We start from the raw sequence: 26751 nt of genomic DNA on the forward strand, positions 1-26751 counted from the left end.
CCGTGGTCTCGGCTCTCGACGACACGGTCCTTGAGCTTGTCGAAAGGACGTTGACCATCGGAGCGATGACATGACCGCGTTCTGGATCCTGGCGCCGATCATGGTGCTCGCCGCGCTCGGGCTCGTGCTCGCGCGCAAGGCGGTGCACGCGGCGCTGTGCCTGGCGATCGTGATGATCAGCCTGGCCGTGCTGTACGCCGCGCAGGGCGCCCCGTTCCTGTTCGCCGTGCAGATCATCGTCTACACCGGCGCGATCATGATGCTGTTCCTGTTCGTGCTGATGCTGGTCGGCGTCGAGACGTCCGACTCGCTCGTGGAGACCATCAAGGGCCAGCGCCTGATGGCCACGGTCGTCGGCCTCCTGTTCGGCATCGTCGGCGTGCTGGTGATCGGTCAGGCCGTCACCGGCGCGGTCACCGGGCTGGACGAGGCCAACGCCAACGGCAACCCGTACGGCATCGCGAAGCTGCTGTTCGGCCCGTACGTCCTGGCGTTCGAGCTCACCAGCGCGCTCCTCATCACCGCCGCCGTCGGCGCAATGGTGCTGGCGCACCGCGAGCGGCTGGTGCCGCGTCGCAGCCAGGCCGACATCTCCCGCGACCGCATGCGCGAGTACGCCGAGACCGGACGTCACCCGGGCAACCCGCCGACGCCCGGTGTGTTCGCCCGCCACAACGCGGTCGACACCCCGGCCCTGCTGCCCGACGGCCGCCCGATGCCGGAGTCGGTGTCGGCGAGCCTCGTCGCGCGCGGCCAGGTGCGCGACGGCTTCGACGACGACGTCGACGACATCGCGAAGGCCATCGAGCCGCCGCCCCACGCCGGCTGGCCCTTCGACCAGGAGGGTGACGACCAGTGACCGAATACATCACCCTGTCGATGATCCTGTTCACGATCGGCGCGGTCGGCGTGCTCGTCCGCCGCAACGCGATCGTGGTCTTCATGTGCGTCGAGCTGATGCTCAACGCCACCAACTTGGCGCTCGTCGCCTTCTCGCGTCAGCACGGCAACCTCGACGGACAGGTCGCGGCCTTCTTCGTCATGGTCGTTGCCGCCGCCGAGGTCGTCGTCGGCCTCGCCATCATCGTGTCCATCTATCGCACGCGTCGTACGACCACGGTCGACGAGGCGAGCCTGCTGAAGCTCTAGGGGACTGATGCTCGAACTCGCCTGGCTGCTCGTCGCAGTCCCGCTCGTCTCCGGTCTCGGCCTCCTGGTCTGGGGCAAGGAGGGCGACCGCGTCGGCCACCTCATCGGCACGGCCGCGTCCAGCTTCTCGTTCATCGTCGGCCTGATCTGCTTCTTCCAGATCCTCGGCCGGGACGAGGGCGACCGCTCGTACTCCAAGTCGCTGTTCACCTGGATCGAGGCCGGCCCGTTCCACGTCGACATGGCCTACACGTTCGACCAGCTGTCCGGTCTGTTCGTGCTGCTCATCACCGGCGTCGGCACGCTGATCCACGTCTACTCGATCGGGTACATGGAGCACGACGCCCGGCGTCGTCGCTTCTTCGCGTACCTGAACATCTTCATCGCCTCGATGCTGACGCTGGTCCTCGCGTCCGACTACCTGGTGCTGTTCCTCGGCTGGGAGGGCGTCGGCCTCGCGTCGTACCTGCTCATCGGCTTCTGGCAGCACAAGGACTCGGCCGCTGCGGCCGCCACGAAGGCGTTCGTCGTCAACCGCGTCGGCGACGTCGGCATGGCGCTGGCGATCATGCTGATGTTCGCCCAGTTCGGCACCACGGCCATCAGCGAGGTCAACGTCTCGGTGAACGCCGCCTCGACGTCGACGGCCACCGCGCTCGGCCTGCTGCTCCTGCTCGGCGCGTGCGGCAAGTCCGCCCAGGTGCCGCTGCAGAGCTGGCTGCTCGACGCGATGGAGGGCCCGACGCCGGTGTCGGCCCTCATCCACGCGGCGACGATGGTCACCGCCGGCGTCTACCTGGTGGTGCGGTCCAACGGCGTCTTCGACGCGTCGGAGGCCGCCCGCAATGCCGTCATCGCCGTCGGCCTGGTCACGCTGCTCGCCGGTGCCTGGATCGGCTGCGCGAAGGACGACATCAAGAAGGCGCTGGCCGGCTCCACGATGAGCCAGATCGGCTACATGATGCTGGCCGCCGGCCTCGGCCCGGCCGGCTACGCGTTCGCGATCTTCCACCTGATCACACACGGCTTCTTCAAGGCCAACCTCTTCCTCGGAGCCGGATCGATCATGCACGGCATGGACGACGACGTCGAAATGCGCCACTACGGTGCGCTGCGGGCGGCCATGCCGGTCACGTTCATCACGTTCCTGTTCGGCTACCTGGCGATCATCGGCTTCCCCGGGTTCTCGGGCTTCTTCTCGAAGGACAAGATCATCGAGACGGCGTTCGGCCACTCGTTCTGGGTCGGCCTCGGCGCCCTGGTCGGCGCGGGCGTCACGGGCTTCTACATGACGCGCATGATGATGATGACGTTCTTCTCCGAGAAGCGGTGGAAGGAGGACGTCCACCCGCACGAGTCGCCCAAGGTGATGACGTACCCCCTGATCGCGCTCGGTGCGCTGTCGCTGCTCGGCGGCGCGATGATGCTGGGCGGCTGGATCACCGACTTCCTCGAGCCGGTCGTCGGGCACGCCGAGCACGAGGAGCTGGCGATCCCGGCCTGGCTGCTGAGCGTGCTCATCACGCTGGTGGTCGCCGTCGGCGTCGCCCTCTCCTACGTGCTCTACAGCCGCGAGCCGATCGCTGCGGAGACGCCGGCCGACGAGTCGGTCTCGTTCTTCTCCCGCGCCGGCCGGCACGAGCTGTACGGCAACGAGCTGAACGAGGCGGTCGTCGTGCGGCCCACGCGCCACCTGACGCGTTTCCTCGTCTTCCTCGACGGCAAGGGGGTCGACGGCTTCGTCACCGGCCTCGCCGACCGCCTGGGTGACGCGTCCCAGCTCCTGCGGAAGCCGCAGACCGGCTTCGTCCGCAGCTACGCGCTCAGCATCTTCGGCGGCTCGCTCGTCGTCGTCCTGGCACTCCTGGCAGCGAGGTTGGCCTGATGATCCTGACCGTCATGGCCGCGGTGCCCCTGCTGGGCGCCCTCGCCATCACCCTCATGCCGCGCGGGCAGTCGTCCGCGACGGCCGTGAAGGTCGTCGCCGTGGCCGCCAGCGTGCTCACGCTGGTGCTGTCGCTGGCGATGATGGCCGACTACGACGTCGGCCGCGGCGGCTACCAGCTCACCGAGAAGCACGTCTGGATCGAGCAGTTCGGGGTGCACTACGCGCTCGGCGTCAACGGCATCGGCGTCACGCTGATCCTGCTGACCACCGTGCTCACGCCCATCGTGCTGCTCGCCGCGTGGGACGACCGCCTGCCCACGTCGCGCAGCGTCAACTCGTACCTCGCCTGGATGCTCGTGCTCGAGGGTCTGGCCATCGGGGTCTTCTCGGCCACCGACGCCTTCCTGTTCTACGTGCTCTTCGAGGCCACGCTGGTGCCGATCTACTTCCTGATCGGCTCGTACGGCGGACCGCAGCGCACGTACGCCGCGGTGAAGTTCCTCATCTACAACCTCGTCGGCGGCCTGCTCATGCTGGCGTCGATCGTCGGCCTGTACGTCGTCACGTCCCGCCAGGGCGACGCCACGTACCTGATCGGCGACCTGTCGAACCTCGACGTCTCCACCACCACCGAGCGGCTGCTGTTCCTCGGCTTCATGGCGGCGTTCGCGATCAAGGCCCCGCTGTGGCCGTTCCACACCTGGCTGCCGGACGCCGCCGCGTCGTCGACGCCGTCCACGCAGGTGCTGATGGTCAGCGTCATCGACAAGATCGGCACGTTCGGCATGCTCCGCTGGTGCCTCGAGCTGTTCCCGGGCGCGTCCGACTGGGCCAGCCCGGTCGTGATCACGCTCGCGGTCATCAGCATCATCTACGGCGCGCTGCTCGCGATCGGCCAGGACGACCTCCGCCGACTGATCGCGTTCACCTCGGTGTCGCACTTCGGCTTCATCATCCTGGGCATCTTCGCGTTCACGTCGACGTCCACCGCCGGCTCGACGCTCTACATGTTCAACCACGGGCTCTCGACGGCGGCGCTGTTCCTCGTCACCGGCATCATGATCGCCCGGCGGGGCTCGGCGTCCATCCAGGACTTCGGCGGGGTGCAGAAGATCGCACCGATCCTGTCCGGCGTGCTGCTGGTGGCCGGCCTGTCGAGCCTGTCGCTGCCCGGCCTCGCGCCGTTCGTCTCGGAGTTCATGGTGCTCGCCGGAACGTTCAGCCGGTCGATCCCGGCCGCGGCCGTCGCCACCCTGGGCATCGTCCTCGCGGCGCTCTACATCCTGTTGATGTACCAGCGCACGATGACCGGACCGCTGAAGGAGGGCACGGAGGGCGTGCACGACCTCAAGCCGGTCGAGGTGGCGTCGCTCGCCCCCGCACTCGTGCTGATCGTCGGCCTCGGCTTCTACCCGCAGCCGCTGCTCAACGTCATCAACCCGGCGGTCGACGAGATCGTCAGCCACGTCGGCGTCGGTGACCCGGCACCCAAGACGCCCACCGGCCTCGCCCAGCAGACCGAGGGAGGGGAGCACTGATGTTCACGGCCGACCTGCCACCTATCACCGGGCCCGACGTCGAGTACTCGCTCATCGCGCCGATCCTGATCATCACGGCCGCTGCCGTTCTCGGGACGCTCGTCGAGGCGCTCGTGCCGCGCACGCGCCGCTTCGGTGTCCAGGCCGCCGTCGCGGTGGTCGGCGTGCTCGCCGCGATCGGCGACACCATCTGGGTCTACCAGTCCCTCGACGCGGTCAAGGGCGGCGGGCACAGCGGCCGCGGCCAGATCAGCACCGAGGGCGCGCTGTCCGTCGACGGCCCCGGCGTCGTCACCTGGCTGCTCCTGCTCGTGTTCGCGCTGCTCAGCTTCCTGCTGTTCGCCGAGCGCCGGCTCGAGGGCGGACTGAGCGCGTTCACCGGTCGCGCCGCCGACGCCCCGGGCTCGGCGGGAGAGGCTGAGGCCACGGCCGCGCGGATCGAGCACACCGAGGTCTTCCCGCTAGCGTCGTTCGCGCTGCTCGGGATGATGGTGTTCGCCACCGCGAACGACCTGCTGACGATGTTCGTCGCGCTCGAGGTCCTCTCGCTGCCGCTCTACCTGATGTGCGGGCTGGCGCGTCGCCGCCGACTGCTCAGCCAGGAGGCCGCGCTCAAGTACTTCCTGCTGGGCGCGTTCTCGTCGGTGTTCTTCCTCTACGGCGTCGCGCTGGCCTACGGCTACGCGGGCAGCTTCGAGCTGGGCCGCATCGCCGTCGCCGTCTCGAGCCGCACCGGCAGCGACACCCTCCTGCTGGCCTCCATCGCGCTGATGGCGGTGGGTCTGCTGTTCAAGATCAGCGCCGTGCCGTTCCACAGCTGGACCCCGGACGTCTACCAGGGCGCCCCGACGCCGGTCACCGCGTTCATGGCGGCCGGCACCAAGACCGCCGCGTTCGTGGCCCTCCTTCGCGTCTTCTTCGTCGCGTTCGGCGGTGCCACCTGGGACTGGCGGCCGACGATCTGGGTCATCGCCGTCGTGACGATGTTCCTCGGCGCTCTCGTCTCGATCGCGCAGACCGATGTGAAGCGCATGCTCGCGTACTCGTCGATCGCACACGCGGGCTTCCTGCTGGTCGGCTTCGCCGGCGCCTACGTCGGCACCACCGACCGCATCTCGTCGGTGTCGAGCGTGCTGTTCTACCTCACGGTCTACGGCATCGCCACGATCGGCGCGTTCGCCATCGTCACGCTGATCCGCGACGCCGGCGGCGAGGCCACGCACCTGTCGCGCTGGGCCGGGCTGGGCAAGGCGTCGCCGTTCCTGGCCGGGTCGTTCGCGCTGTTCATGCTCTCGTTCGCCGGCATCCCGCTCACGTCGGGCTTCATCGGCAAGTGGGCCGTGTTCAGCGCCGCCTGGTCCGGCGGCTACTGGCCGCTCGTGGTCATCGGCGTGCTGATGAGCGCGGTCGCCGCGTACTTCTACGTCCGGGTCATCGTGCTGATGTTCTTCACCGACCCGGTGGGTGACGGCCCGACGATCGCCGTGCCCAGCGTGCTGACCACGACGGTCATCGCCGCGACCGCGGCCGCCACCGTCTTCCTGGGTCTCGTGCCGGGGCCGATGCTGGACCTGGCGCAGCATGCCGGTACCTTCGTGCGCTAGCACTGTCGCTGAAGGAGTCCGAGTGTCCAGCCTGGGAGTCGCGTTCGAGAACGACGCGCTCGAGTCCCGCGTCGCCGCGGGGGTCGAGGCGGTCGAGGCGCACCTGGCGAGGGTCATCGACACCGACGAGCCGTTCATCACCGAGGCCGCGGCCCACCTGATGAACGCCGGCGGCAAGCGGTTCCGCCCCATGCTGGTGATGGTCTGCGCCGAGTTCGGCGACCCCACGCACCCGGACGTCGTCCCGGCCGGCACCGCGGTCGAGCTGACCCACCTGGCCACGCTGTACCACGACGACGTGATGGACGAGGCGTCCATGCGGCGCGGCGCCGAGAGCGCCAACTCCCGCTGGGACAACTCGCTCGCGATCCTGGTCGGCGACTTCCTGTTCGCCCACGCCTCCGAGGTCGTCTCCACGCTCGGCGCCGACGCGGTGGGGGTGCAGGCGCGCACGTTCGCCCGCCTCGTGAAGGGCCAGATCCGCGAGACCATCGGACCGCGCGACGGCGACGACCCGCTGGAGCACTACCTCGGCGTCGTGGCCGACAAGACCGGCTCGCTGATCGCCACGTCGGCCCGGTTCGGTGCGAGCATGTCGCGGGCCGACGGCGCCACGGTGGAGGCGCTCACCGAGTTCGGCGAACGCGTGGGGGTCGCGTTCCAGCTCAGCGACGACATCATCGACATCGCCAGCGAGTCCGACGACTCCGGCAAGACGCCCGGCACCGACCTCCGCGAGGGCGTGCCGACGCTGCCGGTCATTCTCGCCCGGCGGTCCACGGACCCCGCGGACGCCGAGCTGGTCCGGCTGCTCTCCGCGCCGATCACCGACGACGCCACCGTGACCGACGTCCTGGCCACGCTGCGCTCGCACGCGGCGATGGACGAGGCCCGTGCCGTCGTGCACGAGGAGGCCGAGAAGGCCCGCGCCCTCCTGGCCCCGCTGCCCGACGTGCCCGCCCGCGCCGCGCTCGAGACCATCTGCGACACCGTCGCCACCCGCCTCGGCTGACCAGGGGTGGAGGACCACCCCCTCGGTGATCGAGTGCCTGCGAGCTCTGCGAGCGGGCGTATCGAGATCACGTCTGGTGATCTCGATACACGCCCAGCTCGCTGGCGCTCGCGGGCGCACTCGATCACCGGGAGCGTCGCCTATGCCGGCGCGACCTCCTGGGCCACCTCGACGCACACCTTGCGACGTCCGGTGACGGCGTCGACGGTGAAGATCACCAGCGCGATCCAGACGAGCACGAAGCCCATCCAGCGGGCCGAGCTCATCTCCTCGTCGAACACGAGCAGGCCGAAGATGAACTGCAGGATCGGGCCGAGGTACTGCAGCAGGCCGAGCGTGGTGAGGGAGAGCCGGGTGGCGGCGCCGCCGAACATCAGCAGCGGGATCGCGGTGATCACGCCGGTGCCGGCGAGCAGCAGGCCGTTGGACCAGCCCTCGTGCCCGAAGGCCAGGTCGCCGGAGACCTGCAGCCCGATCAGGTAGGCGAGCGCGACGGGCGTGAGGATCAGCGTCTCCGCGCCGAGCGCCTCGACCGCCCCGAGCTGGGCCTTCTTCTTGAGGAAGCCGTAGGTGGCGAACGAGAACGCGACCGTCAACGAGATGTAGGGGAGCCGGCCGTAGTCGACAGTGAGGATGACGACGGCGAGAGCGCCGATGCCGACGGCCACCCACTGCGCTCGCCGGAGCGTCTCCTTGAGGACGAAGACCCCGAGCAGCACGGTGACGAGCGGGTTGATGAAGTAGCCGAGGGACGTCTCGATGACGTGGTCATGGGTGACGCCGTAGATGAACACTCCCCAGTTGATCGCGATGACCACCGACGCGACGCCGAGGGCGGCCACGCGGCGCTTGTCGGACCAGATCGCGCGGAACGCGCCCCAGCGGTGGGTGACGGTGAGCAGGACGGCGACGAACAGCACCGACCAGACGACGCGGTGCGCGAGCGCCTCCAGGGAGCCGGCGGGGTCGAGCAGCGGCCAGTAGAGCGGGAACAAGCCCCAGCAGAGGTACGCGCCGGCGCCGAGGGCCAGGCCACCGCGCGACTCGTTCACGACAAGAAGATACGCCTGAGCAACCGCCGGTATTCCCTGCCATGCTCCGGCGGCAGGAAGTCGCGCAAGAATGGCGGGATGGCCGAGTCGATCCTGCCGCGCTGGTTCACCGCGACGAAGGACGGCCACTCGCAGTGGTACGTCGAGCGGTTCCGCGCGATGGCGGCGGCGGGCGACGACCTCGGCGGCGAGGCCCGGCTGATCGACGCGATCGTCCCGCCCGGGTCGCGCGTGCTCGACGCCGGCTGCGGACCGGGCCGACTCGGGGCGGTGCTGCACGAGCGTGGCCACACCGTCGTGGGCGTCGACGTCGACCCGGTGCTCATCGAGGCCGCCGAGACCGACCACCCCGGCCCGCGCTGGGTGGTCCAGGACCTCGCCACCCTCGATCTCGACGAAGACCCCTTCGACGTCGCGGTCATGGCCGGCAACGTCATGGTGTTCCTGGGACCCGGCACGGAGGTCGACGTGCTGCGCCGTGTCGCGGCGCACGTCCGACCCGGCGGCCGCATCGTCACCGGCTTCCACCTCGACCGCGAGTACCGCCTGGAGGACTTCGACCGCGACCTCGTCGCCGCCGACCTCATGCTGGAGCAGCGCTTCGCCACCTGGGACCTCGTCCCGTTCGGCCCCGACGCGGACTTCGCGGTGTCGTTCCTCCGCGTGCCACCCGTGCCCGGTCCGTCAACACTTCCCTAGACTGCCGAGCATGGGCGGCTTCCTCGACGACTACGCGGTCGTCGGCGGGATCGTGGTGGCGGCGATCCTCCTCGCGTCAGCGATGCTCGGGGCCAACTCGCTCATGCGGCCCAAGGTCGCGGCGCGCGAGAAGGAGCTCACCTACGAGTCGGGCGTCGACCCGGTCGGTGAGGGCTGGGCCCAGTCGACGATCCGCTACTACGTCTACGCGTTCCTCTACGTGATCTTCGCGGTCGACGCGGTGTTCCTGTTCCCGTGGGCGGTCGTTCTGGAGAAGCTCGGATCGGCGGCTGCCGTCGAGATGGGCATCTTCATCGCGATCGTCGTGGTGGGCCTCGTGTACGCCTGGCGCAAGGGGGTGCTGACGTGGACTCGCTGATGCAACCCGTGCCTCTTCCCATGCCCACGGTCGGGCCGGGCACGCAGCTCGCGCCGAAGCCGGCGCGCTTCCTGCTGAACTGGGGCCGCCGCTACTCCCTGTGGGTGTTCAACTTCGGCCTGGCCTGTTGCGCGATCGAGTTCATCGCCAGCTCCATGTCCCGCCACGACTTCATCCGTCTGGGCGTCATCCCGTTCGCGCCAGGCCCGCGGCAGGCCGACCTGATGGTCGTCTCCGGCACGATCACGGACAAGATGGCGCCGGCCATCAAGCGCCTCTACGACCAGATGCCCGAGCCGAAGTACGTCATCAGCTTCGGATCGTGCGCCAACTCCGGCGGCCCGTACTGGGACTCGTACTGCGTGACCAAGGGCGTCGACCAGATCATCCCCGTCGACGTCTACGTGCCCGGCTGCCCGCCGCGGCCGGAGGCGCTGCTGCACGGCATCGTCACGCTCCAGGAGAAGATCGCGCAGGAGAACCTCGCCGAGCGGTACACGCGGTCGACGTCCTCGCTCCTCACACCGCGACTCGATCCGGCATGACCCTCGAGGAGAACGCCTTCGGCCCTCCGCACCGTGTCGTGGACGTCGGGGCGTGGCACGAGACGGTCGCGGGTCTCCTCGCCGACGGGTACACGTACTTCGACTGGCTGTCGGCCGTCGACGAGCAGCCCGACGGGTTCCGGCTCGTCGCGCACCTGCTGCGCCCGGAGCCCTGGGACCATCTCCTCGTCTCGACGATGCTCGACGCGCACGCGCCCGCCGTCGCGTCCATCACCGACCTCTATGCCGGCGCCTCCTGGCACGAGCGCGAGACGGCAGAGATGTTCGGCGTCGACTTCGGCGCCGAGCTCGAGCCGCTGCTCCTGCCCGACGGCTTCGAGGGGCACCCACTCCGCAAGGACTTCGTGCTCGCCAGCCGCGTTGCCAAGGCGTGGCCCGGTGCCAAGGAACCGGGGGAGTCCGACCACGACGTGAAGAACCCCGGCCGCCGCCGCGTGAAGCCGCCCGGCGTCCCCGACGACTGGCTCCAGGAGGACGAAGCGACACCCGAGGTGACCGATGAGTGAGCTCCTCGAGGTGATCCTGCGCTGCGTCCTGGTGATCGGGGCGTTCATGACGCTGCCGCTGCTGATCGGGCAGATGGAGCACAAGCAGATGGCGCACATGCAGAGCCGGGTCGGGCCGATGTACGCCGGGCGGTTCCACGGCTGGGCGCAGCTGATCGCCGACGGCGTGAAGTTCCTGCAGAAGGAGAGCGTCACGCCGGCCGCGGCCGACAAGCCGGTCTTCGCGCTCGCACCCGCCGTCGCCCTCGTGCCGTACGTCATCGCGATGGTCGCCATCCCGCTCGGCCCGCTGTTCGGCAGCGACGTCCTGATCGGCACCGATCTCGACGCCGGACTGTTCTTCGTGCTCGCGGCGATGAGCATCGGCGTGATCGGGTCCCTGATGGCCGGCGTCGCCAGCGGCAACAAGTACAGCTACGTCGGCGGCCTGCGCGTCGCCGCCCAGCTGATGAGCTACGAGCTGCCGATGGTGCTCGCGGCGGCGAGCGTCGCGATGATGGCCGGCACCCTGTCGCTCGTCGGCATCGCGGACGCGTGGGAGCCGTGGTGGCTGATCGTCCAGCTGCCCGGGCTCGTGGTGTTCTTCGTCGCCGGCCTCGCCGAGATCCAGCGGCCACCGTTCGACGCCCCGCTCGCCGACGCCGAGCTCGTCATGGGACCGTTCACCGAGTACGGCGGCATGCGGTTCGCGATGTTCCTGCTGTCGGAGTACGCGGGCATCGTCGTGCTGGCCGCCCTGACCGCGGTGCTCTACCTCGGCGGCTGGGCCGGGCCGTGGTCCGACCAGCTCGGTGCGGCCTGGATGCTGCTGAAGATCGCGGCGGTCGGCTTCGTGGTCATCTGGGCCCGCGTCGCGTACCCCCGCCTGCGCGAGGACCAGCTCAACGCACTCGCGTGGAAGGTGCTCGTGCCGCTCGCGCTCGTCCAGCTCACGATCTCGACCCTGGTGGTGGTGTCCTGATGTTCGGCAAGGGTCTGGCCCAGGGCCTCAAGGTCACCTGGCACAACCTCACGCACCGCAGCGTCACCGCGCACTACCCGGACGTCGAGCCGAGCCTCCCGCCGCGCAGCCGGGGCGTCATCGCGCTGCAGGAGGAGAACTGCACCTCGTGCATGCTCTGCGCGCGCGAGTGCCCGTCGTGGTGCATCTACATCGACTCGCACAAGGAGACGATCCCGCCGGCCGTCGAGGGCGGCCGCGAGCGCAGCCAGAACGTGCTCGACCGCTTCGACATCGACTACTCGATCTGCATGTACTGCTCCATCTGCATCGAGGTGTGCCCGTTCGACGCCCTGCACTGGTCGCCGGAGTTCGCGTACGCGGAGGGCGACATCGTCGACCTCACGCACGACATGAACCGCCTGCGCGAGTGGATGTGGACCGTCCCGCCGCCCGACGCCCTCGACCCCGGCGCGGAGACGCCCAAGGAGCTGCAGGCCTTTCGACAAGCTCAAGGACCGGTCGTTGAGCCTGTCGAAGCGACGACGCCGGCGGAGCGCGACGCATGAGTCTTCCTGAGGCCGTGTTCCTGATCCTCTCCGCCGTCGCCGTCGCGTCGGCGGTGCTCGCCGTGGGCAGCCACCAGCTCGTGCACGCGGCGCTGTGGCTCGTCGTCACGCTCGGCGCGGTCGCCGGCTGCTTCGTGCTGATGACCGCCGAGCTGCTCGCGTGGGTGCAGGTGCTCGTCTACGTCGGCGCGGTCGTGGTGCTCGTGGTGTTCGCGCTGATGCTCACCCGGTCGCCCACGGGCTCGCAGTCGGCCGAGGTCACCCGCAACCGACCGCTGGCCGCGGTGCTCGGGCTGCTCGCGACGGTCGGCCTCGCCGCCACGGTGATCGCCGGCTTCCGGCACGAGCGCATCACCGGCCGGCTGCCCGGCACGGCGGCGTCGATCGGCGACGCGCTGTTCCGTGAGTGGGTGCTCGCCTTCGAGGTGCTGAGCGTCGTGCTGCTCGCCGCCCTCGTCGCGGCCATCGTGATCTCGCGCTCGGGAAGCGAGAACCGCTGATGCCCTTGCTCTACCCACTGCTGCTGTCGTCGGCGCTGTTCGGCATCGGCCTGTACGGCGTGCTGGCGCGACGCAACGCGGTGATGGTGCTGGTGGGCGTCGAGCTGATGCTCAACGCGGTGAACCTCCAGCTCGTCGCGTATGACGCGTGGTTCGCCGAGACGCTGCACACCGGCCAGGTGCTGACGCTGTTCGTCATCGCCCTCGCGGCTGCCGAGATCGGGCTCGGCCTGGCGATCGTCATGGCGATGTTCCGGGCCACGGGCAGCATCGACGTCGACGAGGCGGACCGCGCATGATCCGTCGTTGGCCCTACGTCGCGCTGACCGCGGTCGTCGCCGTTGCTGTCGCGATCTGGGCGATCCCGGAGCTCGATCAGAGAGCCTTCTTCGGCTACGTGCCGACCAACGCCACGCCGACGATGCTGCCGTCGCTGTCCCTCGACACCCGGGTGCTTCCCGACTCGGCCAAGGTGATGCTGCTCGCCGCCGGCGTGACGCTGCTCGTGCAGGTCTACTCGACCGCCTACATGGGCAAGGACCGTCGCTACCGGTCCTACGCGCTGCTGATCGTGCTGTTCCTGGTGGCGATGATCGCCGTCGTCGCCACCGACAACCTGTTCGTCCTGCTCATCGGCTGGGAGGTCATGGGCGTCTGCTCGTACCTGCTGATCGGGCACTGGTGGGAGCAGCCGCAGTCGCGCGCCGGCGCGATGAAGGCGCTGGTCGTCACGCGGTTCGGCGACCTCGGCCTGCTCGTCGCGATCGTCGTCATCGGCCAGACGTACGGCACGTACAGCATCACCGGCGCCTGGGTCGGCGCCGCCGACCAGGGGCAGCAGCACGGCACCGCGATCGGCCTGCTCGTGCTGCTCGCCGTCGTCGGCAAGTCCGCGCAGGTGCCGCTGCAGACCTGGCTCCCGGACGCGATGCCCGGCCCGACGCCGATCACCGCGCTGATCCACGCCGCCACGATGGTCGCCGCCGGCGTCTACGTGTTCGCCCGGCTGCTGCCGCTCTACGGCAACGACACGACGGTGATGACGGCGCTCGCCGTCGTCTCGGGCGTCACGATGCTGCTCGCGGCGCTGTTCGCGCTCGTGCAGCACGACCTGAAGCGCGCGCTCGCGTGGTCGACGGTCAGCCAGCTCGCCTACATGTTCGCGGCGATCGCCGCCGGTGCTGCTGACGTGGGCATCTCGCACCTCGTCTCGCACGGGGCGTACAAGGCGTTGCTGTTCCTCGGCTGCGGCGTGGTCATGCACGCCGTCGGCACCAGCGCGCTGTCCGCGATGGGCGGGCTCCGCACGACGCTGCCGGCGACGTTCTGGACGATGACGATCGGCTTCGCCGCGCTGGCGGGAATCATCCCGACCGTCGGCTTCTTCACGAAGGACCGGGTGCTGGAGAGCATCCACGTCGCGACGCACGGTGAGACCCCACTGCCCGGCGGAGTGGCGTGGGCGCTGCTCGTGGTGGCGTACGTGACGGTCTTCGTGACGGCGGCGTACGCCATGCGTCTCTGGATGCTGACCTTCCTCGGGCTGCCGTCCAAGCAGCACGTCGAGCCGCCCTCGATGACCTGGCCGCTCGTCGCGCTCGGCGTGGCCTGTCTCGCTCTGTCGATCGGCGAGCCGCTCGACCTCGACACCGCCGCGCTGTCCACCCTCGTGGCCCTCGCCGGCATCGCCTTCGCCTGGTGGCGGCAGGACGCCGACCTGCCCGGCCCGGTGCAGCGGCCGCTCGCCGCCGAGCTGGGCCTCGACCACCCGATCACCCGCCTGATCCCCGCGGGCACCATCGGGGTCGCCCGGGTGGCTGACGCCGCCGACCGCGAGGGCATCGACGTCTACCCGCGTGGCGGCGCGGTGCTGGCCGGTCTCGTCTCGTCGGCCGTCCGCGCCCTGCAGACCGGTCGCGTGCAGGTCTACGCGTCCGTCATCGCGGTGGGCGCCTTCGTCGTCGTGCTCGTCGGGGTGATCGCTCGATGATCGTCGCCGCCCTGCTGGTGCTCCTCGCGGCCACGGTCGCCCTCATGGCCGCACCGGACCGGTTCCGTGGGCGCTCCGCCGCCGGTCTGGGTGCCGCGGCGTCCGCGCTCACGTTCGTGCTCCTCGCCCTGGCGTGGGACGGCAAGGCGAGCACGTCCGGCGAGGTCGACGTCGCGTGGATCGACGTCCTCAACGCCCGGTTCCACCTCGGTCTCGACGGCGTCTCGTGGCCGCTCGCGCTGCTGACCGCGTTCCTCACGGTGCTGTGCTGCTGGTGGCTGGCCCGCTCGGGTGCCGGCCCCGCGCCGTCGGCCCGGTTTGTCGCGCTCCTCCTCGTCGTCGAAGGGTCGTCGATCGGCGTGTTCGCGTCGCTCGACCTGCTGCTGTTCTTCGTCTTCTTCGAGCTCGCCCTGATCCCGATGTGGTTCGTCATCGCGTACTGGGGCGACCCGAAGGACCAGGCCGGTCGTCGGCGCGCGGCCACCCGCTTCCTGCTGTTCACGGTCACCGGCTCGGCGGTGCTGTTGGTCGGCATCGTCGTGGTGGCGATCGAGGCCGGCTCGCTGCAGATCGCCGACGTGCAGGGCACCCACTCGGTGCTCGCGGCGTCGCTGATCGCGATCGGCCTGGCCGTGAAGGTGCCGATCGTGCCGCTGCACACCTGGCTCCCCGACGCGCACGGCAAGGCGCCCACCGTCGGGTCGGTGCTGCTGGCCGGGGTGTTCCTCAAGCTCGGCACCTACGGGCTGATCCGGCTCGACGTGCAGATGCTGCCGAGCGCCACGGCGGAGATCGCGCCCTACCTCGCCGCCGCGGGCGTCGTCGGCATCATCTGGGCCGGTCTCGTGTGCCTGGTGCAGGACGACCTGAAGCGGCTCGTCGCGTACTCGAGCATCGGGCACATGGGCTTCGTCGTGCTGGCCCTGGCGACGATGACCGAGGCCGGGGTCACCGGCGCCGTGTTCGGGTCGGTCGCGCACGGACTGGTCACCGGTCTGCTGTTCTTCCTCGCCGGCGGGCTCAAGGACGTCCACGGCACGGCGTCGCTCACGGCACTGGGGCGCGGACTCTACGAGCGGACTCGCTGGTTCGCGGTCGCGCTCCTCGTCGCGGGCCTCGCGACGATGGGCCTGCCCGGCCTGGCCGGGTTCTGGGGCGAGTACCTGTCCCTGCGCGGCGCGTACGAGGAGGGGGCGCTCGACCGCTCGCTCGCCTGGACGCTCCTCGGCGTCGCCACGATCGGCATCGTCCTCGCCACGGCCTACGTCGCCCGGTTCGTGCGGATGCTCCTGCAGGGCGAGCCGACCCCGATCGACACGGACCGTGATCTCCGGGCGCGTGGGGTCGTCGTGGCTCTCGTCGTGCCGATCCTCGTGCTCGGGCTCTGGCCCACGCTGCTCACCGACCTGCTCGGCTCCGGCGTCATGGGGACCAGCCTGCTGGGGGTGGGTCGATGAGCATCCCCATCGACTGGGCCACCGCCGGGCCCGCGGTCATCGTCGCGACCAGCGCGCTCGTCGCGCTCATGGTCGACGCGTTCTGGCCGCGCCGCAGCTGGTTCGCCTCGTCCCTGCCGCTGCTGGCCGGACTCGTCGGTGGGTTCGTCGAGCTCGGCCGCACCGGCAGCGTCGACGACGTCTCGGCCGCGCTGACGTTCGTCATCCTGGCCGGCACCGTCCTCGTGCTCGTCGGCGCGACGGTGATGAGCGACGAGGACTCGATGCCGCCCGGCGAGCTGCACCTCCTGCTCGGCTCAGCCGCCTCCGGGGCGCTGGTCATGGTGGCCGCGCGCGACCTCGTCACGCTGATCGTCGCGATCGAGCTCTTGGCGCTGCCGTCGATCGCGCTCATCGGCCTGCGGCAGGGCGACCGTCGCGGCATCGCGTCGTCCTGGACGTTCTTCCTGACCTCGGTGGTCTCCACCGCGGTCACGCTGATGGGCGTCGCACTGCTGTACGGCAGCACCGGCACCCTCACGTACGCCGGTCTGAGCCGCGAGCTCGTCGACCCGGCCGTCCCGGACGCGGTCGTCGCCGTCGCGGTGGTGCTGACGCTCGTCGGCCTGCTGTTCAAGCTCGGCGCCGTGCCGTTCCACGCCTGGGTGCCCGACACGTACCGCGGCGCGAGCGTCGTCATCGCCGGGTTCCTCGCGTCGGTGTCCAAGGCCGGTGCGCTCGGCGCGCTGCTGGTGCTGCTCGCCATCGGTCTCTCGCCGGTCGACGACGTGTGGGTGCCCGTGATCGCGGTCGTGGCCACCGCGTCGATGACGCTCGGCAACCTGGCCGCGCTCCGCGAGCGCGACGGCGTCGGCATGCTCGCCTGGTCGTCCGTCGCGCAGGCCGGCTTCCTGGTGGCCCCGGCCACCGCCGTGCTCACCGCCGAGGGATTGTCGGCGCCTCTGCAGTACCTGGCGGTCTACGCGCTCGCCAATCTCGTCGGCTTCACCGCGCTCGCCGTGGTGCTGCGGACGCGGGGGAGCACCTCCTACGACACCCTCACCGGGCTCGCGCGGTCCGAGCCGTGGCTCGGCGTCCCGCTCGCGTTCGTCGCGCTGACCCTCGCCGGCTTCCCGCCCGCGGTCATCGGCCTGGTCACCAAGTACGTCGTGCTGCGTCCGGTCGTCGACGACGGCCTGACCTGGCTCGCCGTCGTGATGGCGGTCAACGTGATGCTCGGCCTGGCGTACTACCTGCGCCTGGTCGTCGTGCTGGTCTCACGCCCCGCGGACGAGCCGGACGGGATCACGTCGCGCCCGGCGGCCCCCACCGGCCTCGCCACGGCCGCCGTCGCCGTCGGCACCGCGGCCCTCGTCGTGCTCAGCGTCCTCCCTGGGCTTCTGATCGACCACCTGCCGTAGCCCCCGGGTCCTCAAGATGTGGCCGCTTGCGCACCATTCATGACGCGAACGCGGCCGATTTGGGTGCGCAACCGGCCAAAATTCGAGGACCGGAAGCTCAGCTCCACTCGCAGGCAATGCCGTCGCCGTCGCGGTCGAGACGGTGCGGGTCGCCCCCGGTGACGGTCACGGGGTGCCCGATGTCCGGGCAGTCGAGGTCCGGCGGGTACGGGGCGACGCAGGGCGTGTAGCCCGGAGCGCAGTTCTTCGGCTTCGTCGGCTTCGGCTTGTCCACGAGCGGTGCGGCCTTCGCCTTGCAGGTGTAGTTCGGGCTCGCCGCGTCGGCCTCGATGTAGCGCGGCTCGCGCGGGTGGAACCCGTAGCCGTCACGCGAGTCGTAGCGGGCGATCGCCAGGCCGGACTTGATCATCTCGAGCCCGGCGTCCTTGCCGTCGACGTCGATGTACCGGAGCAGCCGGCCGTACTTGTCGTGGTCCTCATCCGTTTCCGCGAGCGTCACGGTCTTGTCGAGCACGAGCTGCTGCATCTTCCGTGTGGCCTGGTCGTGTCCGCACTGGCCGACCTCGGGGGAGTCGATGCCGCCCAGCCGGACGGTGTCCCCGGAGTCGAGGTCGACGGTGTCACCGTCGACCACCTTGACGACGACGAAGGTCTCCGTGTCACCCGACGCCTCCGCGGAGTCGGCGTCGTCGGACGACGGGGGTGCGGTCTCGCCGCTGATGTCCGGGGTCGACCCGGTGACCTCGTCAGACCGCGGCGAGGTGTCGTCGGCCGACGACGTGGGCACGCACGCACTCATCGCGAGCATGGCCAGGGCAGCCACTGTCGCGTACCGGAGCGATGTCGTTGCGCGCGTCACCCGGCGAGCGTAGGAGCCGGAATCCCTCCCGGTGGGCGAACGCGGAAATCGGTCCTAGCGGTAGTTGACGAACTGGACGGCGAAGTCGAGGTCGGCGCCCTTGACGAGGGCGATGACGGCCTGGAGGTCGTCGCGCTTCTTGCTCGAGACGCGGAGCTCGTCGCCCTGGATCTGCACCTTGACGCCCTTGGGGCCCTCGTCGCGGATCAGCTTGGAGACCTTCTTGGCCTGCTCGGAGCTGATGCCCTCGCTGAAGGTGCCGTTGATCTTGACCTCCTTGCCGGACTGGCGGGGCTCGCCGGTCTCGAGCGTCTTCAGGGAGATGCCACGCTTGATCAGCTTCTCCTTGAAGACGTCGAGGACGGCGAGGGCCCGCTCGTCGGCGTTCGCCGTGATCTCGATGCCGTCCTCGCCCTTCCACTCGATGGAGGCGCCGGTGTTCTTGAAGTCGTACCGGTTCGCGATCTCCTTGGCCGCCTGGTTCAGCGCGTTGTCCGCTTCCTGGTGGTCGAGCTTGCTCACGATGTCGAAGGAGGAGTCAGCCATGACGTCCACCCTATCGACGGTCGGCACGTCGAGGGCAGGGTGGATTTCAGCACCCGCGCACCGCTCAGATAGGCTGACTCCTCGTTGCCCCCAGAGATGGCACGGCAACAGCCAGGCAGGTTGCCCGAGCGGCCAAAGGGAGCTGACTGTAAATCAGCCGGCATTGCCTTCAGAGGTTCGAATCCTCTACCTGCCACACCGGGAATCCGGAGCACCGGGCCCCGACCATGACTCTCGTCGCGGTCGGGGCCCGAGTCTCTCGCGGGGAGGAATCCGCGTCGGCGCGGTAGCGCCGGACATGAAGGTAGCCTCATGTTTCGCCGAGGCGAAGGGGCGGTCTTGAAGACTGGGCAGTAACGAGCTCAGCTGTCGGGTCGGGCCTCGTGACCGGGCAGGCCGTCGGTTCGGCGCTCCTCCTTCATGCGGGCCTCGTAGAGGTGGCGCGTGCCGCCGGCGAGCTGGTCCCGGGCGGCCGCCTCGAGCTCCTTGAAGAGGGCGAAGTAGCCGTCGTCGTACTCCTCGACGACCTGGAAGCTCCACCGGCCCTGGAGGATGTTGCGGCCGACGAGCTCGCGGTCGATGCGGTCGGCGATCTCGCCGTGACCGGCCTCCCGGAGCAGGTCGACCGCCTCGCCGAGGGTGAGGTCCGCCGTGCCGCACAGGCGGTGGAAGCCGTACAGCTTCCCGCGGGCCTCCTCGGCGGCCTCGAGGGCCTCGGACAGCTTGCCCAGGGCGGTGATGGTGGCGTCGTCGGCGTCGGTGGGCTTCTCGGCAGTGGTCACCCGACCATCCTGCGGAAGCTCATCGGGTCGCGCGAGCCGACGCAGGACGGCCGGTGTGGTCAGACGCGGGTGCCGCGCCGGGCGGCCAGCCGGTGGCCCACGGCCACCAGGCCGAACCCGATCGCGAAGATTCCCGACGCGACGATCCCGTAGGAGATCGGCAGGGTGTCCGGGTCCTTCGGGAAGGCGCTGTGGTCGCCGCCGACCCAGCTGCGGGTCAGGTAGAGCGTCTGGAAGGTAAAGGCCCACAGGTACGCGATCGCGTAGGCGACGCTGGCCACGAGCTGGTTGCGCACGAGGTACCCGAGCGGCAGGGCGAGCAGGACGGTGGTGATGGCGATCATGACGTCACCTCAGTCCGTGACGTGCGCCGGCCGCGCGGCCGGGGACAGCATCAGCACCAGCGACACGATCGTCACGACGACGAACACGGCCGCCAGGACCTTGATCGGCGCGTCGACGTCGACGAAGAAGGCGGGGAGCGCCGACAGCATCGACAGGACACGGGCGCCGGCGGCGATCCGGACGGCCCCGCGGTGCTCGCGGGTCCAGGCGATCACGACCGCCACCAGGGTGACGACGCCGCACACGGAGCCGAGGACGAGGATGCCGTAGGGCGGACCGGTCTCGCCGTCGGGCGTGGGCATCAGGAACTGCGGGACGTCGCTGAGGCCGAGGAGGCCTGCCAGGACGAGTCCGACCTTGTTCTTCGTGCTGAACATGTGGGTCTCCTTGCTCGAAGGTGGTTGATGCCTCCACCGTCGGCGCTCTCGAGCGTCCTGGGATCGGTCTCCGCTCCTGATTGTGCCGGGAGATCTCCCGGGTCGAACAGGTGCACGTTCCCGGGTCCGCCGGCCGTCAGCGGGGCCAGAATGCTGCTATGTCCGACGTCATCCGCGTCGTCCTCGCCGACGACCACCCGGTGGTGCGCGGCGGGCTGCGGGCCCTGCTGGAGTCGCTCGCCGGGTACGAGGTCGTCGCGGAGGCCGTGGACGGGGAGTCGGCCGTGCGCGAGGTGCAGCTGACCAAGCCGGACGTCGTGCTGATGGACGTCAAGATGCCCGGCGTCGACGGGCTGGAGGCGACCCGACGGATCCGCGCCGCCGTACCGGGCACGGCCGTGCTCGTCCTGACCATGTTCGACGACGACGACACCGTGTTCGCCGCGATGAAGGCCGGAGCGCAGGGCTACCTCCTGAAGGGCGCCGAGCAGGGCGAGATCGACCGCGCGATCCGCGCGGTCGTCGCCGGCGAGGCGATCTTCGGGCCGGGCGTCGCGGCCCGGGTGCTGCAGCACTTCGCCGACCCGCCGAAGGTCGAGATCGACGTGCCGTTCCCGGAGCTCACCGAGCGGGAGCGGGAGGTGCTGGACCTCGTGGCCGCCGGTCACCGGAACGCGGCGATCGCGGAGCAGCTGTTCCTCGCGCCGAAGACGGTGGCGAACCACATCTCGTCGATCTTCGCCAAGCTCGCGGTGGCCGACCGGTCCGCCGCGATCGTCAGGGCCCGCGACGAGGGGCTGGGCCGGGCGCGATGACGGTCGCCGTCGCCCTGGCGGTCGCCTCGATCCTCGCCGCGGTGGTCGGGGCGAGCGGACTCATCCTGGTGCTCGCCCGGCAGGCCCGGCTCAGTGGGGTCCTGATGATCGCCGCCGCCGTCGCCGGGGGGCTCGCCGTCGTCGTCCGGGCCGCCGAGGGACCCGTCGACCTCGTGACGGCGCTGGTCGTGGCCGCCACCTTCGTCGCCGTGCCGCTCGCAGTGCTCACCTACCCGACCTGGGAGTGGCGTCGCCCGGTGGACTTCCTGGCGTCGACCACGGTCGCCGGTGCCGGGGCGGTGAGCCTGGGGTGGTTCACGGAGCCGAACGTCCTCGGCACCCTCGGCACGGTCATCGGTCTCGTGCTCGCCGTCTACCTCTGGTGGCGCATCGAAACCGGCCCGCGCGACGTGCGAGCACCCTTGCTGTGGTTCGCCGCCACGGCGGGCGCCGTGGGCCTGATCGTCGGGTTGATCGCGTTCTCGTTCGACGGGTCGAACGAGACGGGCTCGTCCTCGGTGGTCGTCAGCCTGCTGCTGTTCCTGCCGGTCGCGCCCGCGATGGTGGTCGGCGTGATGCGGCCGGACGTGCTCGACGTCCGTGGGCTGGTCACCTGGGGTGTCGTGACGCTGGTGACGGTGATCGCCTATCTGGCGGCGTTCGCCGGCGTGATCTCCGGCATCGACGAGCTGGGCGGCGACCCGTCGCCGGGGGCGTTGGGACTGATCGGCGCCGTGCTGGCCTTCGGGTTCCACCCCACGAGCGTCGTCCTGCGCGGCGTGGTCGACCGGCTGCTGTTCGGCGACCGGCCCGACCCGCTGGAGGCCGCCACCCACGTCGTCGACCAGATCGGCGACGACCCGGTGCTCGCCCTCCGCGCCATCCGCGAGGCCCTGGTGCTGCCGTACGCGACGCTGCGCGCCGAGGGGCGCACGCTGGCCACGTCCGGCACGGAGGTCACCCACACCCGGTCCCTGCCGCTGCAGCTCGGCGCCGACACGGTGGGGGAGATCGTCGTCGGCCTGCGCGCCGGCGATCTGACGCTGGCGCCCGCCGACGCCGACGTGCTCCGCATCGTCGCGCCGCTGCTGGCCCAGACCCTGCGCGCCCAGGCCCTCGCGCGCGACGTCCAGGCGTCGCGGAACGCGGCGATCACGGCGATCGAGGAGGAGCGGCGCCGGCTACGTCGCGACCTGCACGACGGCCTCGGCCCGACGCTCAGCGGCATCGCCTTCGCCACCGACGCGGCCCGTAACCAGCTCGGCGACGACCCCGCGGCCGCGGACGCCCTGCTGGAGCGGCTGCGCGCCGACACGACCGCCGCGATCGGCGAGGTGCGCCGGATCGTCGAGGGGCTGCGCCCGCCCGCACTGGACGAGCTCGGCCTGCTCGGTGCGGTCCGGCAGCACGCCTCGACGCTGCACGCCGACGGGGGAGAACCGCTGCGGGTCACGATCTCCGCGCCGGAGGTTCTCCCGGACCTGCCGGCGATGGCCGAGGTGACGGCCTACCGGATCGTCGTCGAGGCGCTCACCAACGTCGCGCGGCACGCCGCCGCCACCCGGGCCGACGTCGAGATCGGCGTCGCCGGGTCCGACCTGCGCCTCTCGGTGCGCGACGACGGCCGCGGCGGCGACTGGCGACCCGGCGTCGGCATGTCGTCGATGCGGGAGCGCGCCGAGCAGGCGGGCGGGACGTTCGCTGCCGGCGCCGGTCGCGTGGACGCGGTCATTCCGTTGCGCTCGGCCTGAGCAGGAATGAAGAAGCGCCCGCCCGTCCGTTGCACCTAGCGTCGTCCTCATGAAGACGATGACCTGCAAGCAGCTCGGCGGCCCCTGCGACCTCGAGCTGACCGGAGACAACGCCAACGACGTCATCAAGCTGCAGGACCAGCACCTGCGCGACGCGGTGGCGGCCGGCGATCACACGCACCAGGCCGCCCTCGACGAAATGAAGGGCCGCTGGAAGCACCCGATCTCGGGCATGGGCTGGTACCGCCAGGCCAAGCGCGACTTCGCGGCCCTGCCGGTCAGGGACTGATCGACAGGTAGATGAACGTCGCCAGCAGGGCGAGGTGCAGGCCGCCGTGGAGCGGCTTCGCCCGTCCGGGGACGACGGTCAGGGTCCCGACGATCGACGACACCGCCAGCAGCACGATCTGCGTCGACTCCAGGCCGAGGTCGAGCGGACCGTCCAGCCAGATCGAGGCGACCGCGAGCGTCGGGATGGTCAGTCCGATCGAAGCCATCGCCGAGCCGTAGGCCAGGTTCAGGCTGATCTGCACCCGGTCCCGCAGGGCGTTGCGGACCGCGGCGATGCACTCGGGTGCCAGCACGAGCAGGGCGATCGCGACGCCGACGACGGCCTGGGGGAGCCCGGCCGAGTCGACGGCGTCCTCGATGGCCCCGGAGGTGACCTTGGCCAGGCCGACGACGACGACGAGGGACACCAGCATCAGGCCCAGGCTGACCAGAGCCTCCCGGTCGGTGGGCGGGTCCGCCTCGTGCGCCGTGTCGTCGTTGACCGGCAGGTAGAGGTCTCGGTGCCGGACCGTCTGGGTGAAGACGAACAGTCCGTAGAGCGCCAGCGAGGCGATCGCGGCGAACGCGAGCTGGTCCGAGGCGTACTCCGGCCCGTTGGCGCTCGTCGTGAACGTGGGCAGCACGAGGCAGAGGGTCGCGAGGGTGATGACGGTGGCGAGCGCCGCGCCGGCGCCCTCGGAGCTGAACACGGCCAGGTGGTGCTTGAGGGCACCCACGAGCAGCGCGAGCCCCGCGATCCCGTTGACCGTGATCATCGCCGCGGCGAAGACCGTGTCACGCGCCAGCGTGGAGGTCTCGTCGCCGCCGGAGACCATGAGCGTGACGATCAGCCCGACCTCGATCACGGTGACCGCCACCGCGAGGATCAGCGCACCGTACGGCTCACCGACGCGGTGGGCCACCACCTCGGCGTGGTGCACGGCGGCGATGATCGCCGCGACCAGGAAGACCCCCACCACGGCCAGCGCGACTCCGTGCGGATGGCGGCCCCATCCGAGCACCAGGACGACGAGAGAGAGCAGGGGGACGGAGATCGTCCACCGCGCGCGCCGGAGCAGCTCCGCGACGGTGGCCATGCCAGAACCCTACGGACACCCTGTGCGGGAAGTGCAATTCGCGGCGGGTCGCCCGAGCCCGGGTGTACGTTCCACGCGTGGACCTGCTCGAACGCGAGCACTTCGTCACCGCGCTGCACGGCTACGCCGACGAGGCGGTGAGCGGCACCGGACGTCTCGTGATGGTCACCGGCGAGGCCGGCATCGGCAAGACGTCGCTTCTCGAGGTGTTCCGTGACGGCCGTCCCGACCTGCGATGGCTCTGGGGCGCGTGTGACGGCTCGTTCACGCCCCAGCCCCTGGGGCCGCTGCGCGAGATCGCCTTGTCGCTCGGCGGCGACCTGCTCGACCTGTTCGACACCGACGGCGACCGGCGCCTCCTCTTCGAGGCGTTCCTCCGCGAGCTGGAGACGAGTGACCGTCCGACGGCGGTGGTCGTGGAGGACCTGCACTGGGCCGACGAGGCGACGCTGGACTGGTTGATGCACCTCGCGCGCCGGGTCGAGCGCGCGAGCACGCTCATCGTGGTCAGCTACCGCGACGACGAGCTCGGTGGCGACTCGGCCCTGCGCGGGGTGACAGGGGAGATCGCCCGGCACCGGTCCACGAGCCGCATGGCCCTCCCCGCGCTGACCGCCGCCGCCGTCGAGCAGCTCGCCGGTGCCGACGCCGAGCGCGTGCAGGAGCTGACGGGTGGCAACCCGTTCCTCATCCACGAGGCGCTGGACGTCGGTCTCGGCGAGGTCCCCGTGACCGTGAGCGATGTCGTGTCCGCACGCGCCGCTCGCCTGTCGTCCGACGCGCGGGCGCTGCTCGAGGCCGCCGCCGTCCTCGGCGGTCCTGCCGACGCGGAGCTTATCGGTCGGGTCGCCGGCACCGACCCGGTCGCCCTGGACGAGTGCGTGGTGACGGGCGTGCTCGTCGCCGAACCTGCGGGGCTCCGGTTCCGCCACGAGCTCACCCGGCTCGCCGTCGAGCGGCTGGTTCCGTGGCTCCGCCGATCGCAGCTGCACGCCGCGGCGCTCGCGGCGCTCGAGGCGCGCCCAGGGGCCGAGCCCGCGCGGCTCGCCCACCACGCCGAGGCCGCCGGCGACTCCGCCGCCACGTTGCGCCACGCCACGGCGGCGGCTCGCGACGCGGTCGCCCTCCGCTCGCACCGCGAGGCGGTCGTCCAGTATGAGCGTGCCCTCCGCGTGGCCCAGGACCTTCCGCTCGAGCAGCTGGCCGAGCTCGAGGAGGGTCTCGCCGAGGTGCTCGCCCTGCGCGACGAGTGGGAGCGGTCGCTCGTCCACCGCGAGCGGGCTGTCGCTCTGTCCCGCTCGTGCGCCGACGCCGAGTCGCTGGCCCGCAACCTGCGCCGGGAGGTCCAGGCCCTGTGGCGTCTCTGCCGCGGCGAGGCGGCGGAGCGGGCCGCAGACGAGCTCCTCGAGCTGGTTCGCGACGCCCCGGACAGCTACGAGCGCGCGATGGCGCTCTACTTCTGCGGCACCGGCTACGCGGGTGACGCCGAGCAGGCCGAGAAGATGACGGCGGAGGCGGCTCGTATCGCCGAGGACCTCCAGGACGACGTCCTGATCGCGCAGGTGCTGGTCGGCACAGGCTTCCTCCAGCTGAAGCAGGGCGACGGCACCGGCTGCCTGGACGCCCTGACCCGCAGTGCCGAGCTCGCGCGTCGATCGGGGGCCGACGCCCTGGCGGCGAACGCCTACACGAACCTGTACGCGATGGCGGCCGCCCAGATGCGGTTCGACGAGTACGAGCACGTCTACGGGGAGGGCATGGACTTCGCGCTCGACCGCGACATGCCCGTCTACGCGTTCTGCCTCAACGGTGCCCGCGCCCTCGTGCTCGCGCGGCGCGGTCGGCTCACCGAGGCGATCGAGCTTGCGGCGCCGCTGGCCGTCGAGACGAAGTCACCGGTCAACCGCCTGACCATGCTGATCCCGCTGGCGATCTCGCGGTTCCGCCGCGGCGATCCGACCGCGACCACCGACCTCGCCGACCTGCTCGAGCTGGGCCGCGGCAACGGCGAGCCTGACGTGCAGCTGGAGATCGCGGCCGTCGTCGCGCAGGGAGCCTGGCTCACAGGTGACGCATCGTTGCTCGACGACGAGTTCTGGACCTGGGCCGGCCGGGTCGGGCAGGGCGACCCGTGGGAGGACGGCGATCTGCTGTCCTGGCTGCGCCGTCTCGGGCACGCCGTCGACCTCCCGCGGCCCGTGCCCCCGCCGTACTCGCTGGAGCTCGAGGGCCGCCACGCCGAGGCGGCCGACTGGTGGGGCGAGCACGGGTGCCCGTTTGAGGAGGCGCTCTGCTGGCTCGACAGCGGCGACCCGGCCTCGATGCGCAAGGCGCTCGCACGGTTCGACGAGCTGGGTGCGGAGCCGGCTGCCGCCATCACGCGCAGGGCGCTGCGCGACGCCGGCGAGCACGTCGTCCCGCGCGGCCCTCGGCGGTCGACGCGGGAGAACCCGCACGGCCTCACGGCGCGCGAGGCCGAGGTGCTGGTGCTGCTGGAGCAGGGCCTCACCAACCAGGCCATCGCCCAGCGTCTCGTCATCTCGCCGCGGACGGTGGACCACCACGTGTCGTCGGTGCTGGCGAAGCTCGGCGTCGCCTCGCGCACCGAGCTGGTGGCGCAACCTAGGCAGGTCGCGGCCCAACCTGGGTGACGCTCACCG

28 protein-coding genes and 1 tRNA gene are annotated in these 26751 nt (G+C 70.7%); 22 read left to right on the forward strand and 7 right to left on the reverse strand.

Features of this window, described 5'->3' with window-relative positions; translation table 11 throughout:
• Nucleotides 1–70: 70 nt before the first annotated feature.
• Genes FHP06_RS11680 through FHP06_RS11705 form a run of 6 tightly spaced genes read left to right on the forward strand, consistent with a single transcriptional unit; the run spans nucleotide 71 to nucleotide 7191 of the window.
• A complete protein-coding gene (locus FHP06_RS11680) occupies nucleotides 71–859 on the forward strand; it encodes an NADH-quinone oxidoreductase subunit J (protein ID WP_147686939.1) in 789 nt (262 codons plus the stop codon).
• The gene (gene nuoK / locus FHP06_RS11685; protein ID WP_147686940.1) at nucleotides 856–1149 is read left to right on the forward strand and encodes an NADH-quinone oxidoreductase subunit NuoK; all 294 of its coding nucleotides are present in this window, start codon (nucleotides 856–858) and stop codon (nucleotides 1147–1149) included. Before FHP06_RS11680 ends, nuoK (FHP06_RS11685) begins: the two co-directional genes overlap by 4 nt.
• 7 nt (nucleotides 1150–1156) lie before the next feature.
• Nucleotides 1157–3034 (forward strand): NADH-quinone oxidoreductase subunit L, encoded by a 1878-nt coding sequence (gene nuoL / locus FHP06_RS11690; RefSeq protein ID WP_147686942.1) that lies wholly within the window; start codon nucleotides 1157–1159, stop codon nucleotides 3032–3034.
• Nucleotides 3034–4575 (forward strand): NADH-quinone oxidoreductase subunit M, encoded by a 1542-nt coding sequence (locus FHP06_RS11695; protein WP_147686944.1) that lies wholly within the window; start codon nucleotides 3034–3036, stop codon nucleotides 4573–4575. The genes nuoL and FHP06_RS11695 overlap by 1 nt, the downstream gene beginning before the upstream one ends.
• Nucleotides 4575–6179, forward strand: a complete 1605-nt coding sequence (gene nuoN / locus FHP06_RS11700; protein ID WP_147686946.1) for an NADH-quinone oxidoreductase subunit NuoN — start codon at nucleotides 4575–4577, stop codon at nucleotides 6177–6179. Before FHP06_RS11695 ends, nuoN begins: the two co-directional genes overlap by 1 nt.
• Before the next feature lie 22 nt (nucleotides 6180–6201).
• Complete coding sequence (locus tag FHP06_RS11705; protein WP_230973496.1) at nucleotides 6202–7191, forward strand: polyprenyl synthetase family protein; 990 nt, start codon at nucleotides 6202–6204, stop codon at nucleotides 7189–7191.
• 140 nt (nucleotides 7192–7331) lie between these two features.
• Here FHP06_RS11705 and rarD read toward each other — a convergent pair whose 3' ends face one another.
• Nucleotides 7332–8243, reverse strand: a complete 912-nt coding sequence (gene rarD, locus FHP06_RS11710) for an EamA family transporter RarD (RefSeq protein ID WP_147686950.1) — start codon at nucleotides 8241–8243, stop codon at nucleotides 7332–7334.
• Nucleotides 8244–8321: 78 nt separating this feature from the next.
• On the opposite strand from rarD, the gene FHP06_RS11715 reads away from it, so the two are divergent.
• From FHP06_RS11715 to FHP06_RS11765, 11 genes are read left to right on the forward strand one after another with little or no spacing between them, the layout of a single operon-like run.
• Nucleotides 8322–8942: a class I SAM-dependent methyltransferase gene (locus FHP06_RS11715; RefSeq protein ID WP_147686952.1), complete on the forward strand. Its 621-nt coding sequence runs from the start codon at nucleotides 8322–8324 to the stop codon at nucleotides 8940–8942.
• A gap of 10 nt (nucleotides 8943–8952) precedes the next feature.
• Nucleotides 8953–9321, forward strand: a complete 369-nt coding sequence (locus FHP06_RS11720; protein ID WP_147686954.1) for an NADH-quinone oxidoreductase subunit A — start codon at nucleotides 8953–8955, stop codon at nucleotides 9319–9321.
• A 20-nt stretch (nucleotides 9322–9341) separates the two neighbouring features.
• Nucleotides 9342–9866: an NADH-quinone oxidoreductase subunit B gene (locus FHP06_RS11725; protein WP_222706461.1), complete on the forward strand. Its 525-nt coding sequence runs from the start codon at nucleotides 9342–9344 to the stop codon at nucleotides 9864–9866.
• Nucleotides 9863–10393 (forward strand): NADH-quinone oxidoreductase subunit C, encoded by a 531-nt coding sequence (locus tag FHP06_RS11730; protein WP_147686957.1) that lies wholly within the window; start codon nucleotides 9863–9865, stop codon nucleotides 10391–10393. The genes FHP06_RS11725 and FHP06_RS11730 overlap by 4 nt, the downstream gene beginning before the upstream one ends.
• The gene (locus FHP06_RS11735) at nucleotides 10386–11354 is read left to right on the forward strand and encodes a complex I subunit 1/NuoH family protein (protein WP_147686959.1); all 969 of its coding nucleotides are present in this window, start codon (nucleotides 10386–10388) and stop codon (nucleotides 11352–11354) included. The genes FHP06_RS11730 and FHP06_RS11735 overlap by 8 nt, the downstream gene beginning before the upstream one ends.
• Complete coding sequence (locus FHP06_RS11740; RefSeq protein WP_147686961.1) at nucleotides 11354–11902, forward strand: NuoI/complex I 23 kDa subunit family protein; 549 nt, start codon at nucleotides 11354–11356, stop codon at nucleotides 11900–11902. The genes FHP06_RS11735 and FHP06_RS11740 overlap by 1 nt, the downstream gene beginning before the upstream one ends.
• Nucleotides 11899–12402: an NADH-quinone oxidoreductase subunit J family protein gene (locus FHP06_RS11745; RefSeq protein ID WP_147686963.1), complete on the forward strand. Its 504-nt coding sequence runs from the start codon at nucleotides 11899–11901 to the stop codon at nucleotides 12400–12402. Before FHP06_RS11740 ends, FHP06_RS11745 begins: the two co-directional genes overlap by 4 nt.
• On the forward strand, nucleotides 12402–12701 hold the full coding sequence (nuoK, locus tag FHP06_RS11750) for an NADH-quinone oxidoreductase subunit NuoK (protein ID WP_147686965.1): 300 nt from the start codon (nucleotides 12402–12404) through the stop codon (nucleotides 12699–12701). Before FHP06_RS11745 ends, nuoK (FHP06_RS11750) begins: the two co-directional genes overlap by 1 nt.
• Entirely contained in the window at nucleotides 12698–14392 is a 1695-nt protein-coding gene (locus FHP06_RS11755; protein ID WP_147686967.1) for an NADH-quinone oxidoreductase subunit 5 family protein, read from the forward strand. Before nuoK (FHP06_RS11750) ends, FHP06_RS11755 begins: the two co-directional genes overlap by 4 nt.
• Nucleotides 14389–15849: a complex I subunit 4 family protein gene (locus FHP06_RS11760; protein WP_147686969.1), complete on the forward strand. Its 1461-nt coding sequence runs from the start codon at nucleotides 14389–14391 to the stop codon at nucleotides 15847–15849. The genes FHP06_RS11755 and FHP06_RS11760 overlap by 4 nt, the downstream gene beginning before the upstream one ends.
• Nucleotides 15846–17249: an NADH-quinone oxidoreductase subunit N gene (locus FHP06_RS11765; protein WP_147686971.1), complete on the forward strand. Its 1404-nt coding sequence runs from the start codon at nucleotides 15846–15848 to the stop codon at nucleotides 17247–17249. Before FHP06_RS11760 ends, FHP06_RS11765 begins: the two co-directional genes overlap by 4 nt.
• 97 nt (nucleotides 17250–17346) lie before the next feature.
• On the opposite strand, the gene FHP06_RS11770 is transcribed toward FHP06_RS11765, so the two are convergent.
• A complete protein-coding gene (locus FHP06_RS11770; protein WP_147686973.1) occupies nucleotides 17347–18108 on the reverse strand; it encodes a thermonuclease family protein in 762 nt (253 codons plus the stop codon).
• A gap of 54 nt (nucleotides 18109–18162) precedes the next feature.
• Complete coding sequence (locus FHP06_RS11775; RefSeq protein WP_147686975.1) at nucleotides 18163–18654, reverse strand: YajQ family cyclic di-GMP-binding protein; 492 nt, start codon at nucleotides 18652–18654, stop codon at nucleotides 18163–18165.
• Between the two features lie 114 nt (nucleotides 18655–18768).
• On the opposite strand from FHP06_RS11775, the gene FHP06_RS11780 reads away from it, so the two are divergent.
• Nucleotides 18769–18850, forward strand: a tRNA-Tyr gene (locus tag FHP06_RS11780).
• Nucleotides 18851–19016: 166 nt separating this feature from the next.
• Here FHP06_RS11780 and FHP06_RS11785 read toward each other — a convergent pair.
• The 3 genes from FHP06_RS11785 to FHP06_RS11795 are packed head-to-tail and all read right to left on the reverse strand — an operon-like array spanning nucleotide 19017 to nucleotide 20158.
• Nucleotides 19017–19436, reverse strand: a complete 420-nt coding sequence (locus FHP06_RS11785) for a hypothetical protein (RefSeq protein WP_147686977.1) — start codon at nucleotides 19434–19436, stop codon at nucleotides 19017–19019.
• A 59-nt stretch (nucleotides 19437–19495) separates the two neighbouring features.
• The gene (locus FHP06_RS11790; RefSeq protein ID WP_147686979.1) at nucleotides 19496–19780 is read right to left on the reverse strand and encodes a hypothetical protein; all 285 of its coding nucleotides are present in this window, start codon (nucleotides 19778–19780) and stop codon (nucleotides 19496–19498) included.
• A gap of 9 nt (nucleotides 19781–19789) precedes the next feature.
• Entirely contained in the window at nucleotides 19790–20158 is a 369-nt protein-coding gene (locus tag FHP06_RS11795; protein WP_147686981.1) for a hypothetical protein, read from the reverse strand.
• Nucleotides 20159–20316: 158 nt separating this feature from the next.
• Here FHP06_RS11795 and FHP06_RS11800 point away from each other — a divergent pair, with 158 nt between their 5' ends.
• The 3 genes from FHP06_RS11800 to FHP06_RS11810 are packed head-to-tail and all read left to right on the forward strand — an operon-like array spanning nucleotide 20317 to nucleotide 23013.
• Nucleotides 20317–20973, forward strand: a complete 657-nt coding sequence (locus FHP06_RS11800) for a response regulator (protein WP_147686983.1) — start codon at nucleotides 20317–20319, stop codon at nucleotides 20971–20973.
• Complete coding sequence (locus FHP06_RS11805) at nucleotides 20970–22724, forward strand: sensor histidine kinase (protein ID WP_147686984.1); 1755 nt, start codon at nucleotides 20970–20972, stop codon at nucleotides 22722–22724. Before FHP06_RS11800 ends, FHP06_RS11805 begins: the two co-directional genes overlap by 4 nt.
• A gap of 49 nt (nucleotides 22725–22773) precedes the next feature.
• The gene (locus FHP06_RS11810; RefSeq protein WP_147686985.1) at nucleotides 22774–23013 is read left to right on the forward strand and encodes a hypothetical protein; all 240 of its coding nucleotides are present in this window, start codon (nucleotides 22774–22776) and stop codon (nucleotides 23011–23013) included.
• On the opposite strand, the gene FHP06_RS11815 is transcribed toward FHP06_RS11810, so the two are convergent.
• Nucleotides 23003–24091: a calcium:proton antiporter gene (locus tag FHP06_RS11815; RefSeq protein ID WP_147686986.1), complete on the reverse strand. Its 1089-nt coding sequence runs from the start codon at nucleotides 24089–24091 to the stop codon at nucleotides 23003–23005. The two genes, FHP06_RS11810 and FHP06_RS11815, sit on opposite strands and share 11 nt — an antisense overlap.
• Before the next feature lie 77 nt (nucleotides 24092–24168).
• Here FHP06_RS11815 and FHP06_RS11820 point away from each other — a divergent pair, with 77 nt between their 5' ends.
• Nucleotides 24169–26742 carry an ATP-binding protein gene (locus tag FHP06_RS11820; protein WP_147686987.1) on the forward strand — a complete coding sequence of 858 codons (2574 nt, stop codon included), beginning with the start codon at nucleotides 24169–24171 and terminating at the stop codon, nucleotides 26740–26742.
• Nucleotides 26743–26751: the final 9 nt, after the last annotated feature.

It is taken from the genome of Aeromicrobium terrae (assembly GCF_008039565.1).
GTDB lineage: Bacteria > Actinomycetota > Actinomycetes > Propionibacteriales > Nocardioidaceae > Aeromicrobium > Aeromicrobium terrae.

Excerpts from the sequence above, each read along its gene's own strand:
- FHP06_RS11680 (WP_147686939.1), top strand. The coding sequence starts at position 71 with ATGACCGCGTTCTGGATCCTGGCGCCGATCATGGTGCTCGCCGCGCTC.
- nuoL (WP_147686942.1), top strand. The coding sequence starts at position 1,157 with ATGCTCGAACTCGCCTGGCTGCTCGTCGCAGTCCCGCTCGTCTCCGGT.
- FHP06_RS11695 (WP_147686944.1), top strand. The coding sequence starts at position 3,034 with ATGATCCTGACCGTCATGGCCGCGGTGCCCCTGCTGGGCGCCCTCGCC.
- nuoN (WP_147686946.1), top strand. The coding sequence starts at position 4,575 with ATGTTCACGGCCGACCTGCCACCTATCACCGGGCCCGACGTCGAGTAC.
- FHP06_RS11715 (WP_147686952.1), top strand. The coding sequence starts at position 8,322 with ATGGCCGAGTCGATCCTGCCGCGCTGGTTCACCGCGACGAAGGACGGC.
- FHP06_RS11720 (WP_147686954.1), top strand. The coding sequence starts at position 8,953 with ATGGGCGGCTTCCTCGACGACTACGCGGTCGTCGGCGGGATCGTGGTG.
- FHP06_RS11725 (WP_222706461.1), top strand. The coding sequence starts at position 9,342 with ATGCCCACGGTCGGGCCGGGCACGCAGCTCGCGCCGAAGCCGGCGCGC.
- FHP06_RS11730 (WP_147686957.1), top strand. The coding sequence starts at position 9,863 with ATGACCCTCGAGGAGAACGCCTTCGGCCCTCCGCACCGTGTCGTGGAC.
- FHP06_RS11735 (WP_147686959.1), top strand. The coding sequence starts at position 10,386 with ATGAGTGAGCTCCTCGAGGTGATCCTGCGCTGCGTCCTGGTGATCGGG.
- FHP06_RS11740 (WP_147686961.1), top strand. The coding sequence starts at position 11,354 with ATGTTCGGCAAGGGTCTGGCCCAGGGCCTCAAGGTCACCTGGCACAAC.
- FHP06_RS11745 (WP_147686963.1), top strand. The coding sequence starts at position 11,899 with ATGAGTCTTCCTGAGGCCGTGTTCCTGATCCTCTCCGCCGTCGCCGTC.
- nuoK (WP_147686965.1), top strand. The coding sequence starts at position 12,402 with ATGCCCTTGCTCTACCCACTGCTGCTGTCGTCGGCGCTGTTCGGCATC.
- FHP06_RS11755 (WP_147686967.1), top strand. The coding sequence starts at position 12,698 with ATGATCCGTCGTTGGCCCTACGTCGCGCTGACCGCGGTCGTCGCCGTT.
- FHP06_RS11760 (WP_147686969.1), top strand. The coding sequence starts at position 14,389 with ATGATCGTCGCCGCCCTGCTGGTGCTCCTCGCGGCCACGGTCGCCCTC.
- FHP06_RS11765 (WP_147686971.1), top strand. The coding sequence starts at position 15,846 with ATGAGCATCCCCATCGACTGGGCCACCGCCGGGCCCGCGGTCATCGTC.
- FHP06_RS11775 (WP_147686975.1), bottom strand. The coding sequence starts at position 18,654 with ATGGCTGACTCCTCCTTCGACATCGTGAGCAAGCTCGACCACCAGGAA.
- FHP06_RS11790 (WP_147686979.1), bottom strand. The coding sequence starts at position 19,780 with ATGATCGCCATCACCACCGTCCTGCTCGCCCTGCCGCTCGGGTACCTC.
- FHP06_RS11795 (WP_147686981.1), bottom strand. The coding sequence starts at position 20,158 with ATGTTCAGCACGAAGAACAAGGTCGGACTCGTCCTGGCAGGCCTCCTC.
- FHP06_RS11800 (WP_147686983.1), top strand. The coding sequence starts at position 20,317 with ATGTCCGACGTCATCCGCGTCGTCCTCGCCGACGACCACCCGGTGGTG.
- FHP06_RS11805 (WP_147686984.1), top strand. The coding sequence starts at position 20,970 with ATGACGGTCGCCGTCGCCCTGGCGGTCGCCTCGATCCTCGCCGCGGTG.
- FHP06_RS11810 (WP_147686985.1), top strand. The coding sequence starts at position 22,774 with ATGAAGACGATGACCTGCAAGCAGCTCGGCGGCCCCTGCGACCTCGAG.
- FHP06_RS11815 (WP_147686986.1), bottom strand. The coding sequence starts at position 24,091 with ATGGCCACCGTCGCGGAGCTGCTCCGGCGCGCGCGGTGGACGATCTCC.